Annotated in this window: 27 protein-coding genes; 17 read left to right on the forward strand and 10 right to left on the reverse strand. The window is 70.9% G+C overall.

What is annotated here, in order from left to right; genetic code table 11:
- Window positions 1–57 precede the first annotated feature (57 nt).
- Window positions 58–765: an RDD family protein gene (locus ACZ4W5_RS04080; RefSeq protein ID WP_465652638.1), complete on the forward strand. Its 708-nt coding sequence runs from the start codon at window positions 58–60 to the stop codon at window positions 763–765.
- 34 nt (window positions 766–799) lie between these two features.
- On the opposite strand, the gene ACZ4W5_RS04085 is transcribed toward ACZ4W5_RS04080, so the two are convergent.
- Complete coding sequence (locus ACZ4W5_RS04085; RefSeq protein ID WP_402486069.1) at window positions 800–1,048, reverse strand: hypothetical protein; 249 nt, start codon at window positions 1,046–1,048, stop codon at window positions 800–802.
- Between the two features lie 202 nt (window positions 1,049–1,250).
- Here ACZ4W5_RS04085 and ACZ4W5_RS04090 point away from each other — a divergent pair, with 202 nt between their 5' ends.
- The 4 genes from ACZ4W5_RS04090 (at window position 1,251) to mycP (ending at window position 5,160) form a co-directional block, all read left to right on the forward strand.
- On the forward strand, window positions 1,251–1,949 hold the full coding sequence (locus ACZ4W5_RS04090) for an endonuclease V (protein ID WP_465652640.1): 699 nt from the start codon (window positions 1,251–1,253) through the stop codon (window positions 1,947–1,949).
- A 96-nt stretch (window positions 1,950–2,045) separates the two neighbouring features.
- Window positions 2,046–2,486, forward strand: coding sequence for a hypothetical protein (locus tag ACZ4W5_RS04095; RefSeq protein WP_465652642.1), 441 nt, complete (start codon window positions 2,046–2,048; stop codon window positions 2,484–2,486).
- A gap of 29 nt (window positions 2,487–2,515) precedes the next feature.
- Window positions 2,516–3,898, forward strand: coding sequence for a WXG100 family type VII secretion target (locus ACZ4W5_RS04100; protein WP_465652644.1), 1,383 nt, complete (start codon window positions 2,516–2,518; stop codon window positions 3,896–3,898).
- Window positions 3,899–3,951: 53 nt separating this feature from the next.
- Window positions 3,952–5,160, forward strand: a complete 1,209-nt coding sequence (gene mycP, locus ACZ4W5_RS04105) for a type VII secretion-associated serine protease mycosin (RefSeq protein WP_465652646.1) — start codon at window positions 3,952–3,954, stop codon at window positions 5,158–5,160.
- Here mycP and ACZ4W5_RS04110 read toward each other — a convergent pair.
- Together ACZ4W5_RS04110 and ACZ4W5_RS04115 are read right to left on the reverse strand one after the other, a co-directional pair.
- A complete protein-coding gene (locus ACZ4W5_RS04110) occupies window positions 5,154–5,717 on the reverse strand; it encodes a GNAT family N-acetyltransferase (protein ID WP_360238998.1) in 564 nt (187 codons plus the stop codon). The genes mycP and ACZ4W5_RS04110 overlap by 7 nt on opposite strands.
- A gap of 54 nt (window positions 5,718–5,771) precedes the next feature.
- Entirely contained in the window at window positions 5,772–6,437 is a 666-nt protein-coding gene (locus ACZ4W5_RS04115) for an NAD(P)-dependent oxidoreductase (RefSeq protein ID WP_465652649.1), read from the reverse strand.
- A 147-nt stretch (window positions 6,438–6,584) separates the two neighbouring features.
- Here ACZ4W5_RS04115 and ACZ4W5_RS04120 point away from each other — a divergent pair, with 147 nt between their 5' ends.
- A complete protein-coding gene (locus tag ACZ4W5_RS04120) occupies window positions 6,585–6,968 on the forward strand; it encodes a winged helix-turn-helix transcriptional regulator (RefSeq protein WP_465652651.1) in 384 nt (127 codons plus the stop codon).
- Window positions 6,969–7,077: 109 nt separating this feature from the next.
- Complete coding sequence (locus tag ACZ4W5_RS04125; RefSeq protein ID WP_465652653.1) at window positions 7,078–7,707, forward strand: DinB family protein; 630 nt, start codon at window positions 7,078–7,080, stop codon at window positions 7,705–7,707.
- A 15-nt stretch (window positions 7,708–7,722) separates the two neighbouring features.
- Here the strand turns inward: ACZ4W5_RS04125 and ACZ4W5_RS04130 are convergent, their stop codons facing one another.
- Window positions 7,723–8,163: an RNA polymerase sigma factor gene (locus ACZ4W5_RS04130; RefSeq protein ID WP_360238986.1), complete on the reverse strand. Its 441-nt coding sequence runs from the start codon at window positions 8,161–8,163 to the stop codon at window positions 7,723–7,725.
- A gap of 528 nt (window positions 8,164–8,691) precedes the next feature.
- Complete coding sequence (locus tag ACZ4W5_RS04135; protein ID WP_465652656.1) at window positions 8,692–9,465, reverse strand: hypothetical protein; 774 nt, start codon at window positions 9,463–9,465, stop codon at window positions 8,692–8,694.
- A gap of 294 nt (window positions 9,466–9,759) precedes the next feature.
- On the opposite strand from ACZ4W5_RS04135, the gene ACZ4W5_RS04140 reads away from it, so the two are divergent.
- Window positions 9,760–10,773 (forward strand): hypothetical protein, encoded by a 1,014-nt coding sequence (locus tag ACZ4W5_RS04140; RefSeq protein ID WP_465652658.1) that lies wholly within the window; start codon window positions 9,760–9,762, stop codon window positions 10,771–10,773.
- Between the two features lie 158 nt (window positions 10,774–10,931).
- Here the strand turns inward: ACZ4W5_RS04140 and ACZ4W5_RS04145 are convergent, their stop codons facing one another.
- Window positions 10,932–11,525: an isochorismatase family protein gene (locus ACZ4W5_RS04145; protein ID WP_360238978.1), complete on the reverse strand. Its 594-nt coding sequence runs from the start codon at window positions 11,523–11,525 to the stop codon at window positions 10,932–10,934.
- Window positions 11,526–11,757: 232 nt separating this feature from the next.
- Window positions 11,758–13,074 carry a nicotinate phosphoribosyltransferase gene (locus ACZ4W5_RS04150; RefSeq protein ID WP_360238975.1) on the reverse strand — a complete coding sequence of 439 codons (1,317 nt, stop codon included), beginning with the start codon at window positions 13,072–13,074 and terminating at the stop codon, window positions 11,758–11,760.
- Between the two features lie 140 nt (window positions 13,075–13,214).
- Between ACZ4W5_RS04150 and clpS the strand changes: the two genes are divergently transcribed.
- The 7 genes from clpS to ACZ4W5_RS04185 all read left to right on the forward strand — a co-directional run bounded on the left by clpS (window position 13,215) and on the right by ACZ4W5_RS04185 (window position 18,187).
- Window positions 13,215–13,508, forward strand: coding sequence for an ATP-dependent Clp protease adapter ClpS (clpS, locus tag ACZ4W5_RS04155; RefSeq protein ID WP_030284071.1), 294 nt, complete (start codon window positions 13,215–13,217; stop codon window positions 13,506–13,508).
- 96 nt (window positions 13,509–13,604) lie between these two features.
- Window positions 13,605–14,177, forward strand: coding sequence for a DUF2017 domain-containing protein (locus tag ACZ4W5_RS04160; protein ID WP_465652661.1), 573 nt, complete (start codon window positions 13,605–13,607; stop codon window positions 14,175–14,177).
- A gap of 270 nt (window positions 14,178–14,447) precedes the next feature.
- The gene (locus ACZ4W5_RS04165) at window positions 14,448–15,890 is read left to right on the forward strand and encodes an amino acid permease (protein WP_465652663.1); all 1,443 of its coding nucleotides are present in this window, start codon (window positions 14,448–14,450) and stop codon (window positions 15,888–15,890) included.
- A gap of 112 nt (window positions 15,891–16,002) precedes the next feature.
- Entirely contained in the window at window positions 16,003–16,434 is a 432-nt protein-coding gene (locus tag ACZ4W5_RS04170; protein ID WP_360238966.1) for a M67 family metallopeptidase, read from the forward strand.
- Window positions 16,435–16,584: 150 nt separating this feature from the next.
- Window positions 16,585–16,704: a putative leader peptide gene (locus ACZ4W5_RS04175; RefSeq protein ID WP_317621128.1), complete on the forward strand. Its 120-nt coding sequence runs from the start codon at window positions 16,585–16,587 to the stop codon at window positions 16,702–16,704.
- A gap of 122 nt (window positions 16,705–16,826) precedes the next feature.
- Window positions 16,827–17,105 (forward strand): MoaD/ThiS family protein, encoded by a 279-nt coding sequence (locus ACZ4W5_RS04180; protein ID WP_097237732.1) that lies wholly within the window; start codon window positions 16,827–16,829, stop codon window positions 17,103–17,105.
- Window positions 17,106–17,218: 113 nt separating this feature from the next.
- Complete coding sequence (locus ACZ4W5_RS04185) at window positions 17,219–18,187, forward strand: PLP-dependent cysteine synthase family protein (RefSeq protein ID WP_402486031.1); 969 nt, start codon at window positions 17,219–17,221, stop codon at window positions 18,185–18,187.
- A gap of 190 nt (window positions 18,188–18,377) precedes the next feature.
- On the opposite strand, the gene ACZ4W5_RS04190 is transcribed toward ACZ4W5_RS04185, so the two are convergent.
- Entirely contained in the window at window positions 18,378–18,830 is a 453-nt protein-coding gene (locus ACZ4W5_RS04190) for a hypothetical protein (RefSeq protein ID WP_402486028.1), read from the reverse strand.
- Between the two features lie 179 nt (window positions 18,831–19,009).
- Window positions 19,010–19,669, reverse strand: coding sequence for an alpha/beta hydrolase (locus ACZ4W5_RS04195; RefSeq protein WP_465652667.1), 660 nt, complete (start codon window positions 19,667–19,669; stop codon window positions 19,010–19,012).
- 56 nt (window positions 19,670–19,725) lie between these two features.
- On the opposite strand from ACZ4W5_RS04195, the gene ACZ4W5_RS04200 reads away from it, so the two are divergent.
- Entirely contained in the window at window positions 19,726–20,763 is a 1,038-nt protein-coding gene (locus ACZ4W5_RS04200; protein ID WP_465652669.1) for a hypothetical protein, read from the forward strand.
- On the opposite strand, the gene ACZ4W5_RS04205 is transcribed toward ACZ4W5_RS04200, so the two are convergent.
- Entirely contained in the window at window positions 20,682–21,011 is a 330-nt protein-coding gene (locus ACZ4W5_RS04205) for a hypothetical protein (protein WP_465652671.1), read from the reverse strand. The genes ACZ4W5_RS04200 and ACZ4W5_RS04205 overlap by 82 nt on opposite strands.
- A 328-nt stretch (window positions 21,012–21,339) precedes the next feature.
- Between ACZ4W5_RS04205 and ACZ4W5_RS04210 the strand changes: the two genes are divergently transcribed.
- On the forward strand, window positions 21,340–21,663 hold the full coding sequence (locus tag ACZ4W5_RS04210; protein WP_465652673.1) for a hypothetical protein: 324 nt from the start codon (window positions 21,340–21,342) through the stop codon (window positions 21,661–21,663).
- Window positions 21,664–22,278: the final 615 nt, after the last annotated feature.

Here is a 22,278-nt window from a genome sequence, read left to right on the forward strand (position 1 = left end):
CAGCAAAACAGACACAATGTCCCAAAAGCTGAGAATCCGCGATGTTCTACTCGGGGGATGAGCACCCACGACCCCTCAGGCCCCCAGCCGGAGGGGGGCGGTCAGCCCTCCTTCGACAAGCAGCCCCCCACCCCGGGCGGCGGCACGCCGGACGGCGAACCGCCACGCCCCGCCCCGTCCGGTGCCCCCGGGGAGGGCCCCGGCGCCTACCAGGGCAGCTACGGCGGACCGACCCCCGGTCAGAACCCCTACGGCGGGCAGCCCTACGACCAGCCCCCGTCCGGCCACGGCCCCGACTCCGCCCCGTACGGCACCCCCAGCGGCGGACCCGTCCCCGGCATGCCACCGATCGGCACCTGGCCCAAGCGGATCATCGCCCGCCTCGTCGACTACGTCCTGATGCAGGCCATCGGCGTCCTCGTCATCGGCCCCTTCGTCGACCTCAGCACCCGCCAGGGCACCACCGAGGCCTTCTGGCTCGGCTGCGCCGTCTACCTCGTCTACGAGGCGCTGATGCTCAGCCGGGACGGCCAGACCCTCGGCAAGAAGGCCATGAAGATCCGCGTCGCCATGCTGATCGACGGCAACTCGCCGACCCAGTCCGCCGCGTGGACCCGGGCCGCCGTCTTCATCCTCCCGGCGGTGCTCTGCTGCGCCGCCCTGTGGTGGGTCATCGACGGCCTGTTCGGCGTCGTCGACAAGCCCTACCGGCAGTGCCTCCACGACAAGGCCGCGAAGACCGTGGTGGTCACCACCGAGATCTGACCGCGAAAGCGGGAGGACGACGCCCGGCGGCGGATCAGCGCTGCCGGGCGTACTCGCGCCCGGCGGCGGCTGCGGAGGCTCCGGACCGGTCGCCGACCGCGGCCGAACGGGCGGACACCGACATCGAGAGCACCGTCACCACGGTGCCGAGCGCCAGCGCGAACCCCACCAGCACCGCGACCTCCAGGACGCCCGCGGCGCCCGAAACGGCCAGCAGCGCCACTGTGGTGGCGACGACGGTGAACGAGCCGAGGCAGAGCTGGGCAGCGGACGGACGTGGCATGGCGGGGGTCCTTCGCACGTCGGGGGAAACGGGCGGGAATGATGCCGGTGCCAGAAGTCGTACCCGGCAAGGGAGTTCGGCACGACCAGGCTAGCCCGCGAGGCCGGGGGCACAGGGGGCGCACGGGCTCACCCCGGGGTCGTCCGCACCCCTCGGTACGGTGGGACCCGTCCGACACCACGCAGACCCGGGGGAACCGACCGTGCCCATCCCCGCCGACTGGCCCACCACCGAGGCCCAGGCGCTCGCCGAACAGGAACGACTGCGGCCGCTCGTCCGGGCCCAGGACGACGGCACCCCCGGCCGGCTCATCGCCGGAGTCGACGTCGCCTACGACGACGACCACGATCTCGTCGCCGCCGCGGCCGTCCTCCTCGACCGGGACACCCTGGACGTCGTCGAGGAAGCCACCGCCGTCGGCCGGATCGCCTTCCCCTACGTCCCCGGACTGCTCGCCTTCCGCGAACTCCCCGCCGTCCTCGACGCGCTGGCCGCCCTCACCCGCACCCCCGACACCGTCGTCTGCGACGGCTACGGCCTCGCCCACCCCCGCCGCCTCGGCCTCGCCAGCCACCTCGGCGTCCTCACCGGACTGCGCACCCTCGGCGTCGCCAAGACCCCCTTCACCTTCGACCACCACGACCCCGAGGCGGCCCGCGGCTCCTGGACCCCGCTCACCGACCCCGCCACCGGCGAGGAGGTCGGCCGCGCGGTGCGCACCCAGCCCGGCGTCAAACCCGTCTACGTCTCCGTCGGCCACCGGATCGGCCTCGACACCGCCGTCCGCACCACCCTCGACCTCGCCCGCCGCTACCGGCAACCCGAGACCACCCGGCACGCCGACTCCCTCTGCCGCCGCGCCCTCGCCGAAGCCCTGCACACCAGGACGCCCTCGAACTGACCGTGCACCGGGCGGGGTTCCGACCCGGTGTGTTAGACATGAGACACCGGGGCCCGGGCCCCGAAGGCCAGGAACGGACGCACGGGGGGCGCCGCAATGGGAACAGGGACCGGCTCGACCGGCGGGGCCAACCAGGGCTACCGCGTCGAGGTCGAGCAACTGCGCACGTTCGCCGGGCAGGTGCGGCTGCTGTTGAAGGAGTTCGAGAAGGACGCCAACGGCAGCACCACCCACGGGCGCAGCGGCATCGGCAAGACCGCCTTCGGCACCTTCGCGGAGGCGACGGAGATCCACGGCCGCTACAGCACCATGCGGGACGCGCTGCGGGACGTGCTGAACCAGCTCCAGCAGGCGATCGATCAGGCCCAGAAGAAGGCAGAACTCACCGCGACCAACTACGAGGAGCAGGACCAGCACGTGAGCACGAAGCTCAAGCTGGCCGGTGACGGTTGGTCCGTGGCCGCCCCCTCGGCCAGCAGCGAGGTCGCCTACCAGGCCAACCAGGTCCCGTCCCAGCGCGGCAACGCCACCATCTGACCGACCGCCCGACCGGAGGTGAACCACCCGTGACCTACACCGATTTCACCAAGTACAGCCATGCCGATCTCCGCAAGATGGCACAGGCCCTCGACCCGGGCGCGGTGATGGCCGCCGGCGACCCCTGGCGCAAGGCGGCGACCACGCTCAAGGAGATCCGCAAGACCCTCACCAACGTGAGCACCGAGGCGGCCACCACCTGGGAGGGCACCACCAGCGACTCCTTCCACACCTCGATGCTGACCCTCGCCGCCAACATCAACGAGGCCGCCGCGTACGCCAACGACGCGGCCAACACGCTGCACAACATGTCCGAGGCGATGGCGACGGCCAAGCGCACCATGCCCGAGGAACCGGGCACCTGGGACCAGTTCAAGGACAAGGTCGGGGACTTCTTCAGCAGCGAGGACGACCACATCCAGCTCACGGACCAGAAGAAGGCCGAAGCGGCGGCCGTCATGCAGACCCTCGCCATGCACTACCGCATCGCGACCCCGGCCTTGAAGGCTCCGTCACTGCCGGGCTCCAAGCCGCCGGCGAAGCCCGGGTTCTACGGCGAAGACACCCGTGACGTCGGATCGCAGAACGATCCGGGCGGGGCAGCGGCCATGGCAGCCGCAGTGATGTCGGGGACGTCGATCGGAGCAGGGGGGACGTCGGCGAGGTCGGCGTCCGGTGCTACGCCGCAGCGATCGAGGTCGTCCACGCTGTCGGTGGCCTCCGGCTCCTCGTCGAGGAACGCGGCAGTTCCGACGGATTCCGGAATCAAGGGTGGGACGGCACAAGCTCCGCCGAAGTCGGCGACGATGACGAGCAGCGCCGCAGAGGCGGGCATCTCGGGCACTCCGGCGCCTCGTCCCGGCGGAAATGCGTCCGGTCCTGTCACCTCCGGTACCCAGACGTCCGCCCTGGGCACCACCGCGTCCGCGGGTCCTTCGAACGGACCGGTGGCCGGCGGAGGGGGACAGCCTGTCGTCACGCCCACGGGCCCGAGCGTTCAGAGCACTCCGATCGGGCCTGACTTCCGCCAGGGCAAGACCGGTTTTGGCGGAAAGGAGCTTCCCGTCGGCGAGTACCCGGGCATTGGTACCGGGGGCCGCGGAGCGGCCGGGGCTCAGCAGGCGGGCGGCTCCTTGGCCCGGCCCGGTGGCGCTGTGCGGGTGGTGCCGCCGGGCGCTGGAGCGGGCAGGCAGGCCTTCACAGAAGGCGGATCCGGGCTGGGGGCTCGTAATCGGGTCGGTACCGAATCCGGGCCCCGTGGGACCGGCGTCATGTCTCCCGGCATACCGATGAGTGAAGCGCAGCGCCGTAGGAAGGAACGGGGAAATGGTGGCAAGCGCCCGGACTACCTCGTCGAAGACGAGGAGACCTGGGCGTCGGACAAGCCCGCCAACCCGAACGTGGTGGAATGAGACCGGTCCGTGGACGGACGGGTGAGCTGATCTCTGAGTTGGGGTGACCGGGTTTGACGAGCCGCCTGTTGGCGCGCGGTACGGCGATTCTCGCCGCTGGGGCATTGGTTTGGGCCGCTGCTGCACCGGGGGCGTGGGCTGACCAGATCAGGGACCATCAGTGGGCGCTGAAGACCTTCGACGCCGAGACGAAGATCTGGTCGGTCAGCGAGGGCGACGGGGTTGTGGTCGGCGTGGTCGACTCCGGAGTGAATCAGGATCACCAGGATCTGACCGGACAGGTCCTCCCCGGAGCCGACTACTCGGGTGGAAATTCCGATGGCCGTGTGGACAGCAAGGGCCACGGAACTGGAATCGCGAGCCTGATTGCGGGGCACGGGCACGGGACGCAGGAAGGAGTCATGGGGTTGGCTCCCAAGGCCAAGATCCTGCCTGTGAAGGTGGGGGCGGAAGGCGATGGCTCCGATCCCCAGCAGACGGGGTTCGCGGACGCGGTCCGTTTCGCGATCGACCATGGTGCGACCGTCGTCAACTTGTCCCTCGGAGGGAAGTTTCGCCTTGATGCGGAGTTGCGGAAGGCCGTCAACTACGCAATCTCGAAGGATGTCGTGCTGGTTGCGGCGGTCGGAAACTTCGGCGAGGACGCGGACGGTGTTCGATACCCGGCGGCCTTCCCAGGGGTCGTGGCTGTAGGAGCCGTGGACTCGAAGGGGAGCGTATGGGGCCGTTCCACGCCAGGTCCCGAGACCACAATCGTCGCGCCTGGTGTGGACATTTACCTCGCCACGGCCAAATCCTCTACGAGTTATGGAGCTGGAGACGGTACGTCCGAAGCCACTGCGTACGTTTCCGCCACTGCGGCGCTCATCCGCTCCAAGTACCCGAACCTGTCCGCCGGGCAGGTGATCAATCGGATGATCAAGACAGCCACCCCGCCCGCTGATGGGACGGTGGTGCCCAACAACCACTACGGCTATGGGATCGTCTCGCCCGCGAAGGCTCTGGAGGCGAACCCGGCAGTGGACAATGGCCCCCGGGAGAATCCGCTGGTGAAGCGGGCGGAATCGCACGGCACACCACCGAGTGACGATGAGACCGATCCGGCGGAACAGCCCACCGTGGCCCCCGAAGCCAACGCCGGTGGTGGTGGCAGCGGCGGCAGTGGCCCGGTGCTGGTCGCCGGTGCGGCCGGGGTCGTGGTGGTGGGGGCCGCGGTGGCCGCCGTGGTGGTGCGGCGGCGGAGGCGGCGGGTGGGTCAGTGAGTGCTGAGCCAGTCGTCGCGTAGGGCGGCCATGTGGAGGACGTCCCAGTAGCGGCCGTCCCAGTGGTGGGCCTGGCGGGCGCGGCCTTCGAGGACGAAGCCGGCCTTGGTGTAGGCGCGGGCGGCGCGTTCGTTGTACTCGAAGACGTCGAGGTGGACGCGGTGGAGGCCGACGGTGGCGAAGGCGTGGCGGAGGACCAGGATGGTGGTCTCGGTGCCGATGCCGCGGCCGACGCTGTCGGGGGTGAGGGCGATCCGGTAGTCGGCGGAGTTGTTGTCCGGGTCGACGTTGGTGAGGGCGGTGTCGCCGAGGAAGCGGCCGGTGGTCGGGTCCTCGACGGCGAGGTCGAGCCGGTCGGGCCGGTCGGCGCGGGTGGCGCACCACTGGGCGATCTGGTCGCGGGTGAAGGCGGTGCGGGTGCCGGTGAGGCGGTTGGTCCCCTGGTCGGTGCAGTGCGCCCACAGTGGGTCGGTGTGCCGGGCCGCCAGGGGAACGAGGCGGATGGTGGGGCCGTGCAGGGTGGGTTTCACCGCGAGGGCTGAGAGGTCCGTGGCCATGGTGCCCAGGATGCCCGGTGGGGCCGGTTCGTGCCGGGATTTTCGGTGCGGGGCCTATTCGGCGACGGCGATCTGCTGCCGGTGGTGGGCGGGGGTGGTGAGTTCGTCGACGAGGGCGAGGGCGAGGTCGGCCTGGGCGATCCGGGGGCCGAGGACGTGGGGGCCGCCGACCCGGTAGCGGCCGGTGCCGGGGGCGGTGCGGTCGAGGTCCATGGGCGGGGTGACGACGACCCAGTCGAGGGTGGCGGGGGAGGTGTGGAGCAGGTCGAGGGCGGCGGAGTGGCCGAGGGAGAAGGTGCGGTGGGCCTCGGGGAACGCGGGGTCGTCGTGGACGGCGACGCCGGGGGCGGTCTGCAGGGTGGTGGCGACGCCGACACTGAGCAGCCGCGGGACGCCGGCGCGGCCGAGGCCGTCGACGAGGGCGCTGGTGGCGGCGCGGTAGAACTCGGTGGACGGGGTGTCGGGGGTGTAGACGGAGCTGACGGCGGCGGGGTGTCCGGGGGCGGTGGCGGCGACGGCGGCCGGGTCGGTGACGTCGCAGCGCACCAGGGTGACGCCCTCGCGGGCGAGGTCGGCGTGGCGCTCGGGGTCGCGGACGGCGGCGGTGACGGTGAGGCCGCGGCGGCGGGCCTCGGTGATCAGGGCGCGGCCGACCTGCCCGCCCGCGCCGTAGACGATGACGTCCGCGCGGTGCTGCTGCTGGGGCGTGGTGGTGGTCATGGGGGCCTCCGTCGGGTCGGTGGCGGGCCGTTGGGGCCCGCCGGTGCAGTGACGGTAGACCGGGGGGTGCCGGTTACTTCAACGGAACCGGCGCCGACGGCCGGGGACGGGCTGCCGCGGAGCCGGCCCGGCGGGTACGGTCGGGGCATGACGCAGACGGGGCCGGCGCCGTTGCCGGCGGACTTCTTCCCGGCCGACTGCACGGTGCAGTCGGTGCCGGTGCTGGGCAGCCGCAAGTGGGCCTGGCGGATCATCCGTTGTCTGGAGGGCGGGCCGCGCCGGTTCTCGGAGCTGCGGGTGCCGTTGGCGGGCATCACGGCGAAGGTGCTGACGGAGTCGCTGCGGTCGATGGAGCAGGACGGCGCGGTGGTCCGGACCGAGTACGCGGAGAATCCGCCGCGGGTCGAGTACGCGCTGACGCCGTTGGGGCGGACGCTGCTGGGGCCGATGGACGCGGTGTGCGCGTGGAGCCGGGAGAACCTGGGCAGCCTGCTGGAGGCCCGGCTGGAGTACGAGCGCGCCGGGGGCTGATCCGGCTCGCCAGGGGCTGATCCGCGCGCGCCGGGGCTGGCAGCATTTCGGCGGTCGCTGGCGGCATTGCCGCTGGTGGGGCGGGGTGCGGGGCGGCCATGCTGGGCCCATGAGCACTTCTGACCAGCACCTCGCGAACCCCACCGACGCGAACCCCGCAGACGCGAGCCCCGCCGACGCGAGCCCCGCCGGCACCCTCGTCCCCGACGCCCTCGTCCCCGACACCAAGGACTGGACCTGGGTGCTCGAACGCGCCTGCCCCGACTGCGGGTTGGACACTCCGGCGGTGGCCCCGACGGACGTCGCCGCGATGGTCCGGGCGAACGCCGCGGCCTGGCTGGCGGTGCTGGCGGGGGACGAGGACGGGCTGCGCCGTCGGCCGGCCCCGGGGGTGTGGTCGGACCTGGAGTACGCCTGCCACGTCCGGGACGTCTTCCGGCTGTTCCTGGTCCGGCTGGACCTGATGCTCGACCAGGACGGCCCGCTCTTCGCGAACTGGGACCAGGACGAGACGGCGGTCGCCGAGCGCTACCGGGAGCAGCGGCCGCAGGTGGTGTCCGGGGAGCTGGCGGAGGCCGCGGAGGCGTTGGCGGCGGCGTTCGGGGCGGTGTCGGGGGAGCAGTGGGGGCGGACCGGGAGCCGTAGCGACGGGGCGCGCTTCACCGTCGAGTCCTTCGCCCGCTACCTGATCCACGACCCGGTGCACCACCTGTTCGACGTGACGGGCGAGCGGGTCTGACCCGGTCGCCGCGGTTCACCAGCCGGAGGCCTCGCGGAGCATGGTGCGCCGGAGCCGGCCGGCGACGCTGGCGGTGTCGGTGCCGATGACGTCGGCGATCTCGGGGGCGGCGAGGCCGACGACGTAGTGCAGGATCGCCAGGTCGTCGTCGGCGGGGTGGCGGTCGGGGACGGGGGTCTCCTGCGGGGTGTGTTCGGCGACGGTGCCGCGCAGGATCTGCCAGGCGAGCGCGGTCGGGTTGGGGCTGGTGAGCAACTCCCGCCACTGAACGGCGATTTCGGCGAACGCCTGTTGGACGGCGGTGGCCGCGTCAGCGTGCTCGGTCAGCCACACCCGGGCGTAGCTGAGGTACCGGGGGCGGTGGAGTTCGCAGAAGGCCGCGAACTCCAGCGGTACGTCCTCCGGTTCGCCGGACCCCGGGGGTGGTTCGGCGGCGCTCGTGTGACGGTTGGTCATCTCGTCTTCTCGGAAGGGGAGATGGGTTTCTGATGGTCGATCATCTGTGCTCACTCTACGGTAGGCCCTCGGTGCGCTGGGTGACCAATCCGATGGAATGCCTGGAACCCGCTGCGGCGCGTCCGGATCCGGTGACGGGCGGTGCGGCGCGGCGGCGGTACTGCCGGTGGAGGCCGGTGGCGGGCCGATCGAGGGCCGATCGAGGGCCGGTGGTGGGTCGACCGGGGCCGCCGGGGCCCGGCCGGGAGGGAGTGCTGCACAGTGCTGCGGGGGGCGTAGGTGCGAGCGTGTCGTAGCTGGTCAGGTGGTACGGGACGGCAGGGGTCGCACGGCAGTTGAGGTGCCACCGTAGGGCCTGCCGGGTCCGGCGTCCACGCCCAGGGCGCGAAGCCGGGACCGCACAACCGTCTGCGCAACCGCGCTCACGACGGGGGGTTGCGCCGGGCCGGGTGGCGGTGGGTGCGTCGAAAGCGCCCCGGCGGCCTGCGGCGACCGGGGCGCGGATCGGGGCGGGGAGGTGCCGCCCGGTCAGGGGTTCGGCCGGGCCTCCGTGGGGGCGGTCAGGTCGTCGGCGGTGTTGCCGCGCTCGACCTGGGCGGGGAAGGACTCGACGGCCCGGCGCCGGGCCAGCTGGGCGGCCGTCGCGGCCGCTGCCGCGGCAGCAGCGGCGGCGCCGGCGGCGGCCTCCTGGCGCTCGCACCGGTGGGTGCCGGGCGCGGCGGTGGCGTGCGCGGCCGAGGGGTGACCGGCTGCGGCGTGTGCGCCCGAGGGATGCCCGCCGACCTGATGCCCGTTGGCCGGGTGGCTGCCCGCCGGATGCCCGCTGACCTGGTGTCCGTTGGCCTGATGTCCGTTCGCCGGGTGGCCGCCTGCCGGATGCCCGTTCGCCGCGTGGCCGACGGCGTGCTGCCCGGCGGCGTGCGCCCCTCCGGCGTGCGTCGCGCCCGTGCGCGCCCCCGCCGCCCGTCGTCGGCGCCCGAGCTCGACCCGCTCGGCGTGTTCCTCGGCCGCCTGTCTAGCGGCCAGGTAGGCCTGGACGGCGGCCATGCCGTAGACCGGCTGGATGAGCTGGTGGCCCTTGAAGAAGGGTCTGGCCGGGGCGAACCCGGCGGCGACCACGAGGTCGCGGATCTCTGCTATCTCGGCCTCGCTCCGGGCGGTGAAGCGGACCTCCCAGCCCTTCTTGTACGTATGGCCCTTCTCGCCGCTGCGGCGGGCCGGATCCGGGCGGCGGACGTACCCGGGCAGACGGCCGAGGCGGAGCTGGGCCGCGCGGAGGCCGGCGGTCTCGTCACGTGACATGACGTAAGCCTAGGCAATCCCGGAAGCGCGTTTGACGCCCCGGGGGTCCCTCGCCGTATGCCCTTGATCACTCTGGGTCAGACGGCCAGGTGGGCGATCCTTTTCGATCAAACCTGATAGCCATATGAACGTCATTTACTCCAAATGAGTGAGGGTATGAGGACTTTAGTGCAGGCTGGTCCCGGTTTCGCGACGGTTGAGTAACAGTGCGTCAGGCAGTTGCACGGGGGGCGTGGCGGTTGGGGATGGTGGGCGCATGAGCGAACGTAGTGAGCGATTCGTCGAGGGGCGCGCATGAACTACCGGATCCCCTCGCCGCCGCCGTCCCTGGAGGAGCTGGCGAAGCGTCAGCAGAACGTCGTCACCGCGAGCCAGCTGCGCGCCCGGGGCGTGCCGGCCCGGGTCATCACCGAGCACTGCCGCCACGGCGGCCCCTGGCAGCGGCTGCTGCCCAGGGTCTACCTGCTCCAGTCCGGCGAGCCCACCCCGGAGCAGCGGATGTGGGCCGCGCTGCTGTACGCGGCGCAGAACGGCCGGGAGGAGGGCCGCCGGGAGGGCGCGGTGATCACCGGGGCGGCCGCGCTGGCGCTGTACGGCTTCGCCGCCGTGCCCCGGCTGCCCGCGGTGACCGGGGTGGACGTCCTGGTGCCCCGCCAGCGTCGGCTCAAGGACGCCGGCGATGTGCGGATCCGGCGCACCGAACGGGAGTTGGTGGCCCGCTCGGTGCACGGCCTGGCCTGCGCGCCGGTGGCCCGGGCGGTCTCCGACGCGCTGGTCGAGTGGACGGCGGACGGGCTCCCGGTGGACGCCCCGGTGCCGGTGCGCGAGGTGCTCCGGGAGGCCGTCGCCCGCCCGGAGAACCGCTGCACGGTACGGGAGTTGGCCGCCGAGCTGATCGAGTCGGGGCTGACCGGGGAGCCCCGGGTGCGCGCCGCGCTGGACGAACTCCTCGCTGCCGAGCGGGACTTCGTGCTGGAGCAGGTCGACCGGCTGGTGGACGAGTGGCTGCTGCCCGCCCCGCTGGTCGCCCCGGAGCTGCGGATGCGCGGCGGCACCTACATCGGTGTCCCGGACCTCTACTGGCCGGAGCAGGGCGTCGCGGTGGAGGTGGACTCGGACCTGCGCTGTGTCAGCGAGGGCGAGGCCGCCTGGGTGCGCGGCGGCCAGCACCGGATGGAGTACCTGGGGATCCGGGTGGTGTACGTCTCCGGCGCCCGGCTGGCCGTGGAACCGGAGGCGGTCGGCGGCGAGCTGCGCGAGGCCTACCGGGCGGGCGGGACGGACGTGGTGGAGCTGATGGTGGTCTGAGCACGGGCCGCGCACCCGGCCCCCGGGCCCCGATCGGGCCCGGGCCGGGCCCAGCGGCCGGGCTCAGTACGCCGGGCCGAGCGACCGGGCCCAGCAGCCGGATCGAGCGACCGGGCTCAGTACGCCGGGCTCAGTACGCCCCGTTCAGTACGCCCGCCTCACGCCGGCCGGACCACCGGCACGCCGACCAGCTCGACCCCGGCCGCCTCCAGCTCCGCCAGCGCCGCGGCGGTGGTCTCCGGCGCCACCCCGGCGGTGAGGTCGAGCAGCACCCGGGTGGTGAAGCCGGCCCGGGCGGCGTCCAGGGCGGTGGCCCGGACGCAGTGGTCGGTGGCGATGCCGACCACGTCGATCTCGTCGACCTGCCGTTCGCGCAGCCACTCCACCGGGCCGCGGTTGTTCTCGTCCAGCCCCTCGAAGCCGCTGTAGGCCGCCGAGTAGGCGCCCTTGTCGAAGACCGCCTCGACCGCGCCAGAGATCACCGCGGGGGCGAAGTTGGGGTGGAAGCCCACGCCTTCGGTCCCGGCCACGCAGTGCACCGGCCAGCTGGAGACGTAGTCCGGCTCGGCGGAGAAGTGCGCGCCCGGGTCGATGTGGTGGTCGCGGGTGGCGAGGATGTGCTGGTAGCCGGCGGAGGACTCGGCGATCAGGTCGGTGATGGCGGCGGCCACCTCGGCGCCGCCCGCGACGGCCAGGCTGCCGCCCTCGCAGAAGTCGTTCTGCACGTCGACGACGATCAGTGCCCGGTGCATGGCTCGCATCCTCGGATGTGGGGGCGGGTGCGCCCCGGTGGCGGGTTCCTCGCGAACGCCGGACGGCCGGGGAGGAACTCCAGGGGAACTCTACGGCTGACTCTAGGGAGTGGCGCGCGGCGGCGGAAGGCTTGGGGCCCGTCTTCGGGCTCCGGCCCACGGGCCGGAGCCCGGGAGTCGGGCAGTCGATCAGGTCGGTCGGTCGATCAGCTCGGGCAGTCGGTCAGATCGGTCAGTCGATCAGCTCGGTGGGGATGACCGGGTCGCCCTTGGACAGCTGGGTGGCTGACAGGGGCAGCGCGGCCCGGGCCCGGACGTGCCGGTCGCGGGCGGCGGTCAGCGGCTCGCGGCCGACGGTCTCGCCGGCCAGCACCAGCGGCACCTGGACGAGGTGGGGCCGCAGTTCCTCGGGGACCGGTCCGGTGCCGACCACCTCGGCCTCGGCGACGCCCTCGGCGTCGGGTCGGCGGGCGGCCCACTTGCGGCCGCCGATGCTGGTCTTGCCGCCGGCCGCGCGCTTGGCGACCGGGACGAGCGGGCCGTCCGGGGTCTGGGCGCGGGCGACCAGCTTGTAGACCATGGCGCAGGTCGGGTGGCCGCTGCCGGTGACCAGGCTGGTGCCGACCCCGTAGCCGTCCACCGGGGCGGCGGCGAGGGCGGCGATGGCGTACTCGTCGAGGTCCGAGGTGACGATGATCCGGGTCTTCTCGGCGCCGAGCTCGTCGAGCTGACGGCGGACCCGGTGGGCGGCCAGGATGAGGTCGCCGGAGTCGATCCGGACCGCGCCGAGTTCGGGCCCGGCCACCTCGACGGCGGTGCGGACGGCCTCGTGCAGGTCGAAGGTGTCGATCAGCAGGGTGGTGCCCCGGCCCATCGACTCGATCTGGGCCCGGAAGGCGTCGCGTTCGCTGTCGTGCACCAGGGTGAAGGCGTGTGCGGAGGTGCCGGTGGTGGGGATGCCGTGCAGGTAGCCGGCCTCCAGGTCGGAGGTGGCGGCGAAGCCGGCCACGTAGGCGGCCCGGGCGGCGGCGACGGCGGCCTGCTCGTGGGCCCGGCGCGCGCCCAGTTCGATCACCGGCCGGCCGCCGGCCGCGGCGGTCATCCGGGAGGCGGCGGCCGCGACGGCGGAGTCGAAGTTGAGGATGGAGAGGATGACCGTCTCCAGGATCACCGTCTCGGCGAAGCTGCCCTCGACGGTGAGCAGCGGCGAGCCGGGGAAGTAGACCTCGCCCTCGGGGTAGCCGTGGATGTCGCCGCGGAAGCGGTAGTCGGCCAGGAACCGCAGGGTGTCCTCGTCCACGACGCCCTGCTCGGACAGCCAGTCCAGCTGGGCGGTGTCGAAGCGGAAGTTCTCGACGGCGTCCAGCACCCGGCCGGTGCCGGCCATCACGCCGTAGCGGCGGCCGCTGGGGAGGCGTCGGGTGAACACCTCGAAGACGGAGCGGCGGTGCGCGGCCCCGCTGCGCAGGGCGGCCTGCAGCATGGTGAGCTCGTAGCGGTCGGTGAGCAGCGCGGTCGAGCCGGCCGCGCGCACTGATGTGGCGTCCATGAGGATGATGCTACTACCACTTAGCGTCAGAGTGACGATTTCTCTCGACCTGACCCGGGGCGGAATCGCCCGGGTGTCCCCCGGATGGCAGCATGGGGCGTGAGGAGTCACGGACGAGTGTGCAACGAGGAGGCCTGCCGGTGAGTGTCGCGCCCGTGGAGATCGAGCGCCCGGAGGTCGAAGGACAGCCGGTGACGGAGCCGGACACGCCCTGGGTGACCATCGTGCACAACGACCCGGTCAACCTCATGAGCTACGTCCAGTACGTCTTCCAGGCCTACTTCGGCTACCCGAAGGACAAGGCCCGGAAGCTGATGATGGACGTGCACACCAAGGGTCGGGCGGTGGTCTCCAGCGGCTCCCGCGAGGAGATGGAGCGGGACGTCCAGGCGATGCACGGCTACGGCCTGTGGGCGACGCTGCAGCACGACTGACCTCCCCTCCGGCGCCCGACCGACCGGGCGACCGACTGACCGCCCGCCTCCCCGGCGGTGCGGCCGAAGACGACGAAGACGGGCTGACCGATACAGATGGCTGGGTTGTTCGAGAGCACCGGCGATGGTGGCGCGGCGATCGCGCTGGACGAGGTGGAGGCCTCCATCCTGCGCTCGCTGGAAGTGCAGATGCTGGAGCTGATCGGCCCCGGCCCGGGTGGGGAGAGCGACGATCCGCTGGCGGCGCTGTTCGCCGAGGGGCCGAGCGAGGCGCCCGCCGACCCGGCGCTGGCCCGGCTGTTCCCGGACGCCTACGGCGACCCGGCCGCGCCGGCCGACGCCGAGGCGCAGGCGGCCTCCGCCGAGTTCCGCCGCTACACCGAGCTCGACCTGCGGGCCCGCAAGCGGGACGACGCGCTGGCGGTGGTCCGGTCGCTGGACGGCCTCGGGGGCGGCGGGGTGCTCAAGCTGGCGGCCCCCGACTGCCTGCACTGGCTGGGCGCGCTCAACGACCTGCGGCTGACCCTCGGGGCGCGGCTGGAGATCACCGAGGAGGACGAACAGGGCCTCTACGGACTGCCGGACGGCGACGAGCGCAAGCCGCTGGTGATGGCGTACCTCTGGCTCGGGGCGCTCCAGGAGTCGCTGCTGGAGGCGATCACCGACTGACCACGGAGGGGCGATTGCCGACTGACAGTGGAGAGGCGATCGCCGACTGACCGCGGAGCGATTTCCTCCGCTCCGCCCGGCGATCCTGCCCGCTTTCGGGCAAGCCCCGGCCGTTCCGTCCAGTATGTGGACGATCGGCCGGGGCATTTTCGCATAAATCGGGCAAAACCTAGCAGGGCATGCTCAAATATCGCTCAGATGAACACCGGTATCCGGATCGGGCGTGGTACGACTTCTCCCCACAAACGAGACCCACCAGGACGGGTGACCATGGCCGAGCAGATCTACGACCAGGTGGTCGACGGGAAACCGGACGAAGAGGGCTACGAGCGGGGGCTCGGTAGCCGCCAGATCCAGATGATCGCGATCGGCGGCGCGATCGGCACCGGCCTCTTCCTCGGCGCCGGCACCGCGATCTCCAAGTCCGGGCCGAGCCTGATCCTCTCCTACGCGGTGGCCGGCCTGGTGATCTTCGTGATCATGCGCGCCCTCGGCGAACTGCTCACCTACCGCCCGGTCTCCGGCAGTTTCGCCGAGTACGCCCGGGAGTTCCTCGGCCCCTTCGCCGGCTACGTCACCGGCTGGACGTACTGGCTGTTCTGGGTCGTCACCGGCATGGCCGAGACCACCGCCGCCGCCGTGTACGTCAAGTTCTGGGCGCCCGACATCCCGCAGTGGGCCAGCCCGTTGACCTTCCTGGTCATCCTCTACGCGGCCAACCTGATCTCGGTGAAGCTGTTCGGCGAGATCGAGTTCTGGTTCTCCATGGTCAAGGTCACCGCCATCATCGGCATGATCCTGATCGGCATCGGCGTGCTCACCCTCGGGTTCAGCAAGGCCGGTGACACCGCGTCGATCACCCACCTGTGGCAGGACGGCGGCTTCTTCCCCAAGGGCATCGGCGCCACCGTGATGACCCTGCAGATCGTCATGTTCGCCTACCTGGGCGTCGAACTCGTCGGCGTCACCGCGGGCGAGAGCGAGAACCCCGAGAAGACCCTGCCGCGCGCCATCAACACCCTGCCCTGGCGCATCGCGCTGTTCTACATCGGCGCCCTGGTGGTCATCCTCTCGCTGGTGCCGTGGCGGGAGTTCCAGCCCGGCGTCAGCCCGTTCGTCGCCGCCTTCGGCAAGATCGGCATCCCCGCCGCGGCCGGCATCATCAACTTCGTGGTGCTCACCGCGGCGCTGTCCTCCTGCAACTCCGGGATGTACTCCACCGGCCGGATGCTGCGCGACCTCGCCCTGCGCGGCCAGGCCCCCGGTCAGCTCACCAAGCTCAACAGCCGCCGCACCCCGGCCTTCGCGATCACCGTCTCCTGCCTGCTGATGGGCGCCGGCGTGGTGCTCAACTACCTCGTCCCGGCACGGGCGTTCGAGTACATCACCTCGGTCGCCACGGTCTGCGGGCTGTGGACCTGGGCGATGATCCTGATCTCCCAGATCCGCTACCGCAAGGCCTGGCAGGCCGGCCACCTGCCGCCGCCCACCTTCAAGGCCCCCGGCGGCGCCTGGGCCAGCTGGGCCGCCCTCGCCTTCCTCGCCATGGTCGTGGTGCTGATCGCCCTGGACGCCGACAACCGGATCTCGCTGTACGTCTTCCCCGGCTGGGCGCTAGTGCTGGTGATCGGCTACCAGGTGCTCAAGCGCCGCAACCCGGAGTCCGTCCACGGCGTCGCCCACGACCACCTGCACGCCCGCAACGGCGGCTGACACCCCCGGCACGGCCGGGCGTCCGCGGGCCCGCGACCGGGTGGCGGACACCCGGCGACCGGGCCTCGGACGCCCCGGCGGGCATCGGCCGGGGCGTGGCATCCTGACCGACATGCTGACCATCACCCGAGAAATCCGCGACCGGATCGTGGCCCACGCCCGCGCCGACCACCCGGACGAGGCCTGCGGCGTGGTTGCCGGACCGGCCGGCAGCGGCCGGCCCGAGCGGTTCATCCCGATGCTCAACGCGGCCCGCTCGCCCACCTTCTACGAGTTCGACTCGGGCGACCTGCTCAAGCTCTACCGCGAGATGGACGACCTGGACGAGGAGCCGGTGATCGTCTACCACTCGCACACCGCCACCGAGGCCTACCCCTCCCGCACCGACGTGAGCTACGCCTCCGAGCCGTTCGCCCACTACGTCCTCGTCTCCACCGCCGAGGGAACCGCCGAGGACGACCCCTACCAGTTCCGCTCGTTCCGCATCGTGGACGGCGAGATCACAGAGGAAGACGTCCAGGTCGTCGAGGCCTACCCGGCCTGACCGGCACCCACCTGGACCCGGCCCGCCGACCCGCCCCGAGCGGTCGGCGGGCCCCTGTCGTCCCCGAGGAATCTCAGCATCGGAAACGAAAGCATCCGGATCGCGGGACGGGCATGTCGGAGCGGGCCCGGGAATCTATACGATGAGCCCATGCGTTCCGTCGATGTGAGCAACCAGGCCCCGGGCACCCGCCTCGTGGCGCGCCTGCACATCGACCTGTGCCGGCACGCCGGTGCGATCTGTCCCGGCACGCCCGCGCGCTCGCGCTGAGAGCCGCCCCGCCCCACCCGGGCCCCGCCGCCTCCCCGGCGACGCCGAGCCCCGGGCACCCTCCGCCCCGCCGCGCCCGCTGCGGCCCACCCACCTCACACGACTCGCACAGGAGCGCACCCATGGCCATCGAGGTCCGCATCCCGACCATCCTCCGCACCTACACCGACGGCGCCAAGGCCGTCGAGGGCAACGGCAGCAACCTCGCGGAACTCTTCACCGACCTCGACGCCCGCCACCCGGGCATCGCCGCCCGCCTGGTCGACGGCGGCGAACTGCGCCGCTTCGTCAACGTCTACCTGAACGACGAGGACGTCCGCTTCCTGGAGGGCATCTCCACCGCCCTCGCCGACGGCGACAGCGTCACCATCCTGCCCGCCGTGGCCGGCGGCGCCCGCTGACCTCCCGGTTCCCCCGGCGCCGCCCCGCCCCTGCCCGTGACGGGTCCGGGGTCGGGGCCGGGGCCGGGGGAACCGCCCCTCTTCACCCTCACCGCCGTGGCCGGAGGCCTCCCTTGCGATACGACAGTCCGCTCGAAGCCGTCGGCAACACCCCGCTGGTCCGCCTGCCGCGGCTGTCCGCCGCCGTCCCCGGCAACGACGGCGGCCTGGTGACCCTCTGGGCCAAGCTGGAGGACCGCAACCCCACCGGCTCCATCAAGGACCGCCCGGCGCTGCACATGATCGAGCGCGCCGAGGCCGCCGGCCGGCTCACCCCCGGCTGCACCATCCTGGAGCCCACCAGCGGCAACACCGGCATCTCGCTCGCCATGGCCGCCAAGCTCAAGGGCTACCGGATGGTCTGCGTGATGCCCGAGAACACCAGCGAGGAACGGCGCGAACTGCTCCGCATGTGGGGCGCCGAGATCATCGCCTCCCCGGCCGCCGGCGGCTCCAACACCGCCGTGCGGATCGCCAAGGAGATCGCCGCCGAGCACCCCGACTGGGTGATGCTCTACCAGTACGGCAACCCCGACAACGCGGGCGCCCACTACGCCACCACCGGCCCCGAGATCCTCGCCGACCTCCCCACCGTCACCCACTTCGTGGCCGGCCTCGGCACCACCGGCACCCTGATGGGCGTCGGCCGCTACCTGCGCGAAAAGGTCCCCGGCGTGCGGATCGTCGCCGCCGAACCGCGCTACGACGACCTGGTGTACGGGCTGCGCAACCTCGACGAGGGCTTCGTCCCCGAGCTGTACGACGCCGAGGTGCTCACCACCCGCTTCTCGGTCGGCTCCGCCGACGCCGTCCGCCGCACCCGCGAACTCCTCCAGCAGGAGGGCATCTTCGCGGGCGTGTCCACCGGCGCCATCCTGCACGCCGCGATCGGCGTCGGCCGCAAGGCGGCGGCCGCCGGGGAGCGCGCGGACGTCGTCTTCGTGGTCGCGGACGGCGGCTGGAAGTACCTCTCCACCGGCATCTACACCGCCGAATCCACCGAGGCGGCCGTCGAGGCACTGCAGGGCCAGCTCTGGGCCTAGACGCAATGCCACTGACTTAACCGCACCCACAAGCCGTTGACCTGCGGTGATGGCGATGCCAAAAGGCTCTGGTGGGCCGCAAAGTCAGTGGCATTGCGGCTAGCCGTCAAAGTCCGGCCTAGGGTGGGGCACCCCGTCCCACCCTAATGATCTGATGACCCCCAGGACCACTTCATCCTGAGACGATCAGTCAGTGAGGAGTCTCTGTTGTTGTGGGGGGCATCAGGCAGGGCGTGTTGACCTGGAAGAGAAGAAGGCCTCCGGTTGTGGTCCCGACGCTGACGAGGTATCGGCTCGACGCTTGGGTGGCGTCGAGGACTGTGTCCACCTTGCCGTTGGTGGTCTCCCGGTAGCCGTCGACTTTGAAGCCCTGTTGTTCGAGCATCGCGCGGACCTTACGGACGGCCTCCGGGTGCTGTTCGAGCGGGGCGGAGCTGTAGACCGCGTACGACATCGTGTACCGGCCGTCCTTGGCGACCTCGTCGTGTTTGCCGACGCAGACGTTGAAGAACGGTTCCGCGCTGCCGGGGGTGAGGGTGACTCCGGCGGCCTGCGCCATGTATTCGGTCATGTGTTTGGCCCAGTCCTGGGCGTCCTGGCGGGCCTTGACGGGGATGGGATCGTTGGGGCCGGGCGTGGACATGCATCCTCCGAGGATCAGGGGCAGGCAGAGCGCTATCGCGGCAGCGCCGAGGCGTCGGGCTCCGACGCGGCGTGCGGCTAGTCGTGGAAGGGGGGACGGCACAGTGAAGTTCCTTGCGGCCGGGACGGAGTGAACAACCGGAACAGCCGGGCCGGCCGTGGTCGGTCCGACTCGGGTGATCACGGGGAAGGCGGTCCGTACTCCTTGGGAACTGTGGTCGGCGCCTTCCCGACAATGATGCGGCCCTGGTTCAACAGGCTTTGACTGGGCGTGCCATCTGCCTTCGTGTCCCAATAGCCGCTGTGTCCGGAGGTGTCGGTCACGAAGTTGTTCCCACCGAACCGGTCGAGCATCGGGTCTTCGCCGAGGGTGAGGCCGGCGGCGAGCGAGATGTTGTCGTCCGTCGCCCTGCCGGTCCAGAAGTGGCTCGGGTCGATGTGGAGCTGATCGGCGCGCTGGACGGTCATTCCGGGACTCGCGATGGCGATGATGTCGTCGGCGCCCAGTCCGTTCCCACCTGCCGCGGCCGCGCCCACAACCGTCGTCCCGTAGCTGTGGCCGAAGACCGAGAGATGACTGGGGTGGTCGCCCTGGGCGACCCGGGTGCCCTGGGTGAACCGGCGCAAAGCCTCAGCCCCGGCCTCGGCCCGGCCGGTGCCGGCGACGTCGAAGTCTGCCGTTTGCATGACCGGGATCTGGGGGGCGTCGTAATCTTGCCAGTAGACCACCGACACCTTCTGATTCGTCCCCTTCGACCACTGCTTCGCGGCCTCCTGCATGCTGTTGACGCGTGCGAGGTTCCCGCCCGTACTGTCGATCGTCGTTCCCGTCCCCGGCACCAGGACGGCGGTGTGGTCGGCGGTGTCGGGGTTCCCATGGCGATGACCGTCTTACCGTGACCGTCATTAGCCTTGGGATCAAACCCGAGCAGGAACAACTGCTTGTCCTCGGCTGCGCTGTCGTGCTCGGCGAGCTGATCCCTGAGCGTAATCAGATTGTGCTCCCGGGCGTTGTACTCGCCGGCCGTAATGCCGCTTCCGCGCGCGTTGCCGGCCTCCAGCGTGTCCAACTCCTGGTCAAGGGCGAGCCGGTTCGCCTCGTCCCGGACAGTAGCGGGCAGGCCGTCCAGCTGTCCGATCCGATCGGGATAGAGCGCGAGGTAACTGCTCTGCTGCTCCGGGGTCAGCGACTTCCACCAGTCGGCGGACTTCTGCGGGTCCTTGTTCTCCGGGACGTACGGGTCGGCGAGCCCGAGATCTTTCGCCACGTCCTTCACGTCCGCGGCGGTCTCACCGACGGAGCCGAACACCCGAATCCGGGTCAGGATGTCGGCATCGAGGCGGCTGAGGGCATGCTCGCCCTTGTCGTTCGCCTCCTTCGCATCGGCCAGCGCCTTGTTGATCCGCTCCTGGGCCTCCGTACACAGGGTGGCCAGCGCCTTGCGTTCGGGGTCGGATCTGGCCTCAGGGTCATTCTGCTCGCCCTTGCTCAGCGGCGGCAGACTCACCGTTCCGTCGGAGCCGACGGTCAGGCCCCACTCCTCGGCGCGGTGAACGGCGTTCTTCAGATTGGTCTGCGCCTGATAGATCCGGTCGGCGACAGTGTCGAGGGCGAGCGCGACGGTGGCGGACTCGACTCGCACGATCTCCAGGATCTGCTCGGTCCGGCCCAAGGTGGAGAACGCCTGTTTCGCGTCGTCCCCATCCCAGTGCGATTGCCGCAGCGGTCCGTTGACCTGGTTACGGTGCCTGTTGTCGGCAGACTGGGCCCCGCTGGACAACGCGCGCCACGCCTTGGCAGCGCCATGCAGCCCGGCGGGGTCGAAGCTGAGCAGCAGCTCGAAGAGGTTGCTCATTGGCCCGGCTTCTCCCACGCCTCACCGATCTTGTGCTTCCGCCAAACATCGACGTTGGCGTGCTCGTTGTTCGAGTAAGCCTGCGCCGTGGCGGTGAGGTTGTCGGCCGTCTTCTTGAGGCGGTCGCCGACACCCTCCAGCACGGGCGCCCAGCCACTCGCCACCTGACCGAGTCGCGTGGCCACCGACCAACCCGTCAGCCCACTGACAGCCGTCTGGCTGGCAGTAGCGACCGCCTGACAAGGCTTCGCAAAGTCCTCGGCGATGGCCCGCGCCATACCCGCGGATATGTAGATCTCACCCGGATCAACCTTGAGATCGCCCACTGCTTTCCCCTCCCGACAACCTTCGGTCAGCGGGAAGCCTATTTCGGTGATCGGCCGATCCCTATCCGCTTAGATACTCATCCGATATCAGATGATTAGTCTCGTTCTAGCTAAACAAGGCCTTTGTCCTGCTTCTGAACTGAGCCGGCCTGCGTCGTCCACGTTCTGTCCCGGCGTGCGCTGTCTTCGGGCACCCGTCGCGATCGACCTACGCGCTCACCGAGATCGGCATCGGCCGCCGCCGACCGCGGCTGTGGTGCCAGTGAAACTGCCGCGGCGAGACCGAAGAGTGGCTACCTGTCAGACGGAGGCGCCACGATGCCCAACGATGGCCGACGATTTGACGACCGGCGTGGATGCGCTGTCAGCGGCACGGCGGACTCTTGAGCAGATGGCGATCGAGCGGCCGATACCCGACGAGCTGACCGTAGAGGATATCGTCCTTGTCGAACGGGACGCCTGGACTCGAATCCGCGAGTCCGGAGGTGTCTTGGAGGCGCCAGGACATCGGATCTACGCATTGCCCTTTCTTGGCCCGGTGCCCTACATCCGGGCTGGCCGCACCCAAGCTGCTCAGAGTCGAATCGAGAACCACGTTCGCGAAATAGACCGGCAACTGTGCTTCCTCGTGGACGGCTGGGTGAGTAACTGATCGTTTCAGAATGTCGAGCCGGTCGGCCGCCTCGGCAATCGGGCGGCGACTGCCTGGGCTGCTGCGTCAGAATGCGGTGGTGAACGTATAACCCGGGTCTTAACGTGATGGTCGTGACATTGGGCCGAACTCTCCAGGCCCTACGTCGCCACGCCCAGGGATACCGCGCATGAGTAGGGTCGATCCGGGCTGTTGCTGGTACTGCGGACGTCCCACCGCAAGCGTGCCCGAGCAGGTCGTCCGGGACGGACGGTTCTACTGGAGAGACAGCCGGATTTGCTACGAGTGCTCGGACGAGGGCTTTGAGGGAATGGGGCCGGCATGGCTTCGGGATGCTGTCCTGTGGGCCACGGGGGCGCTGTGCTTAGCGTTGTTGCCGAGGAACCCGCCTGGGTCCATGTGCTTCGTATCCTCCGCCAGACCTATAGCGGGACGGTCGCCGAGACTACCGGAATGCTGCGTGACCTACTCGGCTCAGGCCTACGGGTCACGCCGGCAGAGGCTGAAATCCTGACCGCCGAATTCTCTGTTCTGGGGCTCCTCACGAGTGCGATACGGCCGTGCTGATCGCTCAGGGAGACCTCTGCGGAGTCGACGCAAGCAGATGATGCTGCA

The sequence above is a fragment of the Kitasatospora sp. NPDC029367 genome (genome assembly GCF_055569135.1).

What these genes read in the sequence shown, in the direction of transcription:
- ACZ4W5_RS04080 (WP_465652638.1), top strand. Translation starts at nt 58, where the DNA reads ATGAGCACCCACGACCCCTCAGGCCCCCAGCCGGAGGGGGGCGGTCAG.
- ACZ4W5_RS04085 (WP_402486069.1), bottom strand. Translation starts at nt 1,048, where the DNA reads ATGCCACGTCCGTCCGCTGCCCAGCTCTGCCTCGGCTCGTTCACCGTC.
- ACZ4W5_RS04095 (WP_465652642.1), top strand. Translation starts at nt 2,046, where the DNA reads ATGGGAACAGGGACCGGCTCGACCGGCGGGGCCAACCAGGGCTACCGC.
- ACZ4W5_RS04110 (WP_360238998.1), bottom strand. Translation starts at nt 5,717, where the DNA reads ATGGCCACGGACCTCTCAGCCCTCGCGGTGAAACCCACCCTGCACGGC.
- ACZ4W5_RS04115 (WP_465652649.1), bottom strand. Translation starts at nt 6,437, where the DNA reads ATGACCACCACCACGCCCCAGCAGCAGCACCGCGCGGACGTCATCGTC.
- ACZ4W5_RS04120 (WP_465652651.1), top strand. Translation starts at nt 6,585, where the DNA reads ATGACGCAGACGGGGCCGGCGCCGTTGCCGGCGGACTTCTTCCCGGCC.
- ACZ4W5_RS04125 (WP_465652653.1), top strand. Translation starts at nt 7,078, where the DNA reads ATGAGCACTTCTGACCAGCACCTCGCGAACCCCACCGACGCGAACCCC.
- ACZ4W5_RS04130 (WP_360238986.1), bottom strand. Translation starts at nt 8,163, where the DNA reads ATGACCAACCGTCACACGAGCGCCGCCGAACCACCCCCGGGGTCCGGC.
- ACZ4W5_RS04135 (WP_465652656.1), bottom strand. Translation starts at nt 9,465, where the DNA reads ATGTCACGTGACGAGACCGCCGGCCTCCGCGCGGCCCAGCTCCGCCTC.
- ACZ4W5_RS04140 (WP_465652658.1), top strand. Translation starts at nt 9,760, where the DNA reads ATGAACTACCGGATCCCCTCGCCGCCGCCGTCCCTGGAGGAGCTGGCG.
- ACZ4W5_RS04145 (WP_360238978.1), bottom strand. Translation starts at nt 11,525, where the DNA reads ATGCACCGGGCACTGATCGTCGTCGACGTGCAGAACGACTTCTGCGAG.
- ACZ4W5_RS04150 (WP_360238975.1), bottom strand. Translation starts at nt 13,074, where the DNA reads ATGGACGCCACATCAGTGCGCGCGGCCGGCTCGACCGCGCTGCTCACC.
- ACZ4W5_RS04160 (WP_465652661.1), top strand. Translation starts at nt 13,605, where the DNA reads ATGGCTGGGTTGTTCGAGAGCACCGGCGATGGTGGCGCGGCGATCGCG.
- ACZ4W5_RS04165 (WP_465652663.1), top strand. Translation starts at nt 14,448, where the DNA reads ATGGCCGAGCAGATCTACGACCAGGTGGTCGACGGGAAACCGGACGAA.
- ACZ4W5_RS04170 (WP_360238966.1), top strand. Translation starts at nt 16,003, where the DNA reads ATGCTGACCATCACCCGAGAAATCCGCGACCGGATCGTGGCCCACGCC.
- ACZ4W5_RS04175 (WP_317621128.1), top strand. Translation starts at nt 16,585, where the DNA reads ATGCGTTCCGTCGATGTGAGCAACCAGGCCCCGGGCACCCGCCTCGTG.
- ACZ4W5_RS04180 (WP_097237732.1), top strand. Translation starts at nt 16,827, where the DNA reads ATGGCCATCGAGGTCCGCATCCCGACCATCCTCCGCACCTACACCGAC.
- ACZ4W5_RS04190 (WP_402486028.1), bottom strand. Translation starts at nt 18,830, where the DNA reads ATGTCCACGCCCGGCCCCAACGATCCCATCCCCGTCAAGGCCCGCCAG.
- ACZ4W5_RS04210 (WP_465652673.1), top strand. Translation starts at nt 21,340, where the DNA reads ATGGCCGACGATTTGACGACCGGCGTGGATGCGCTGTCAGCGGCACGG.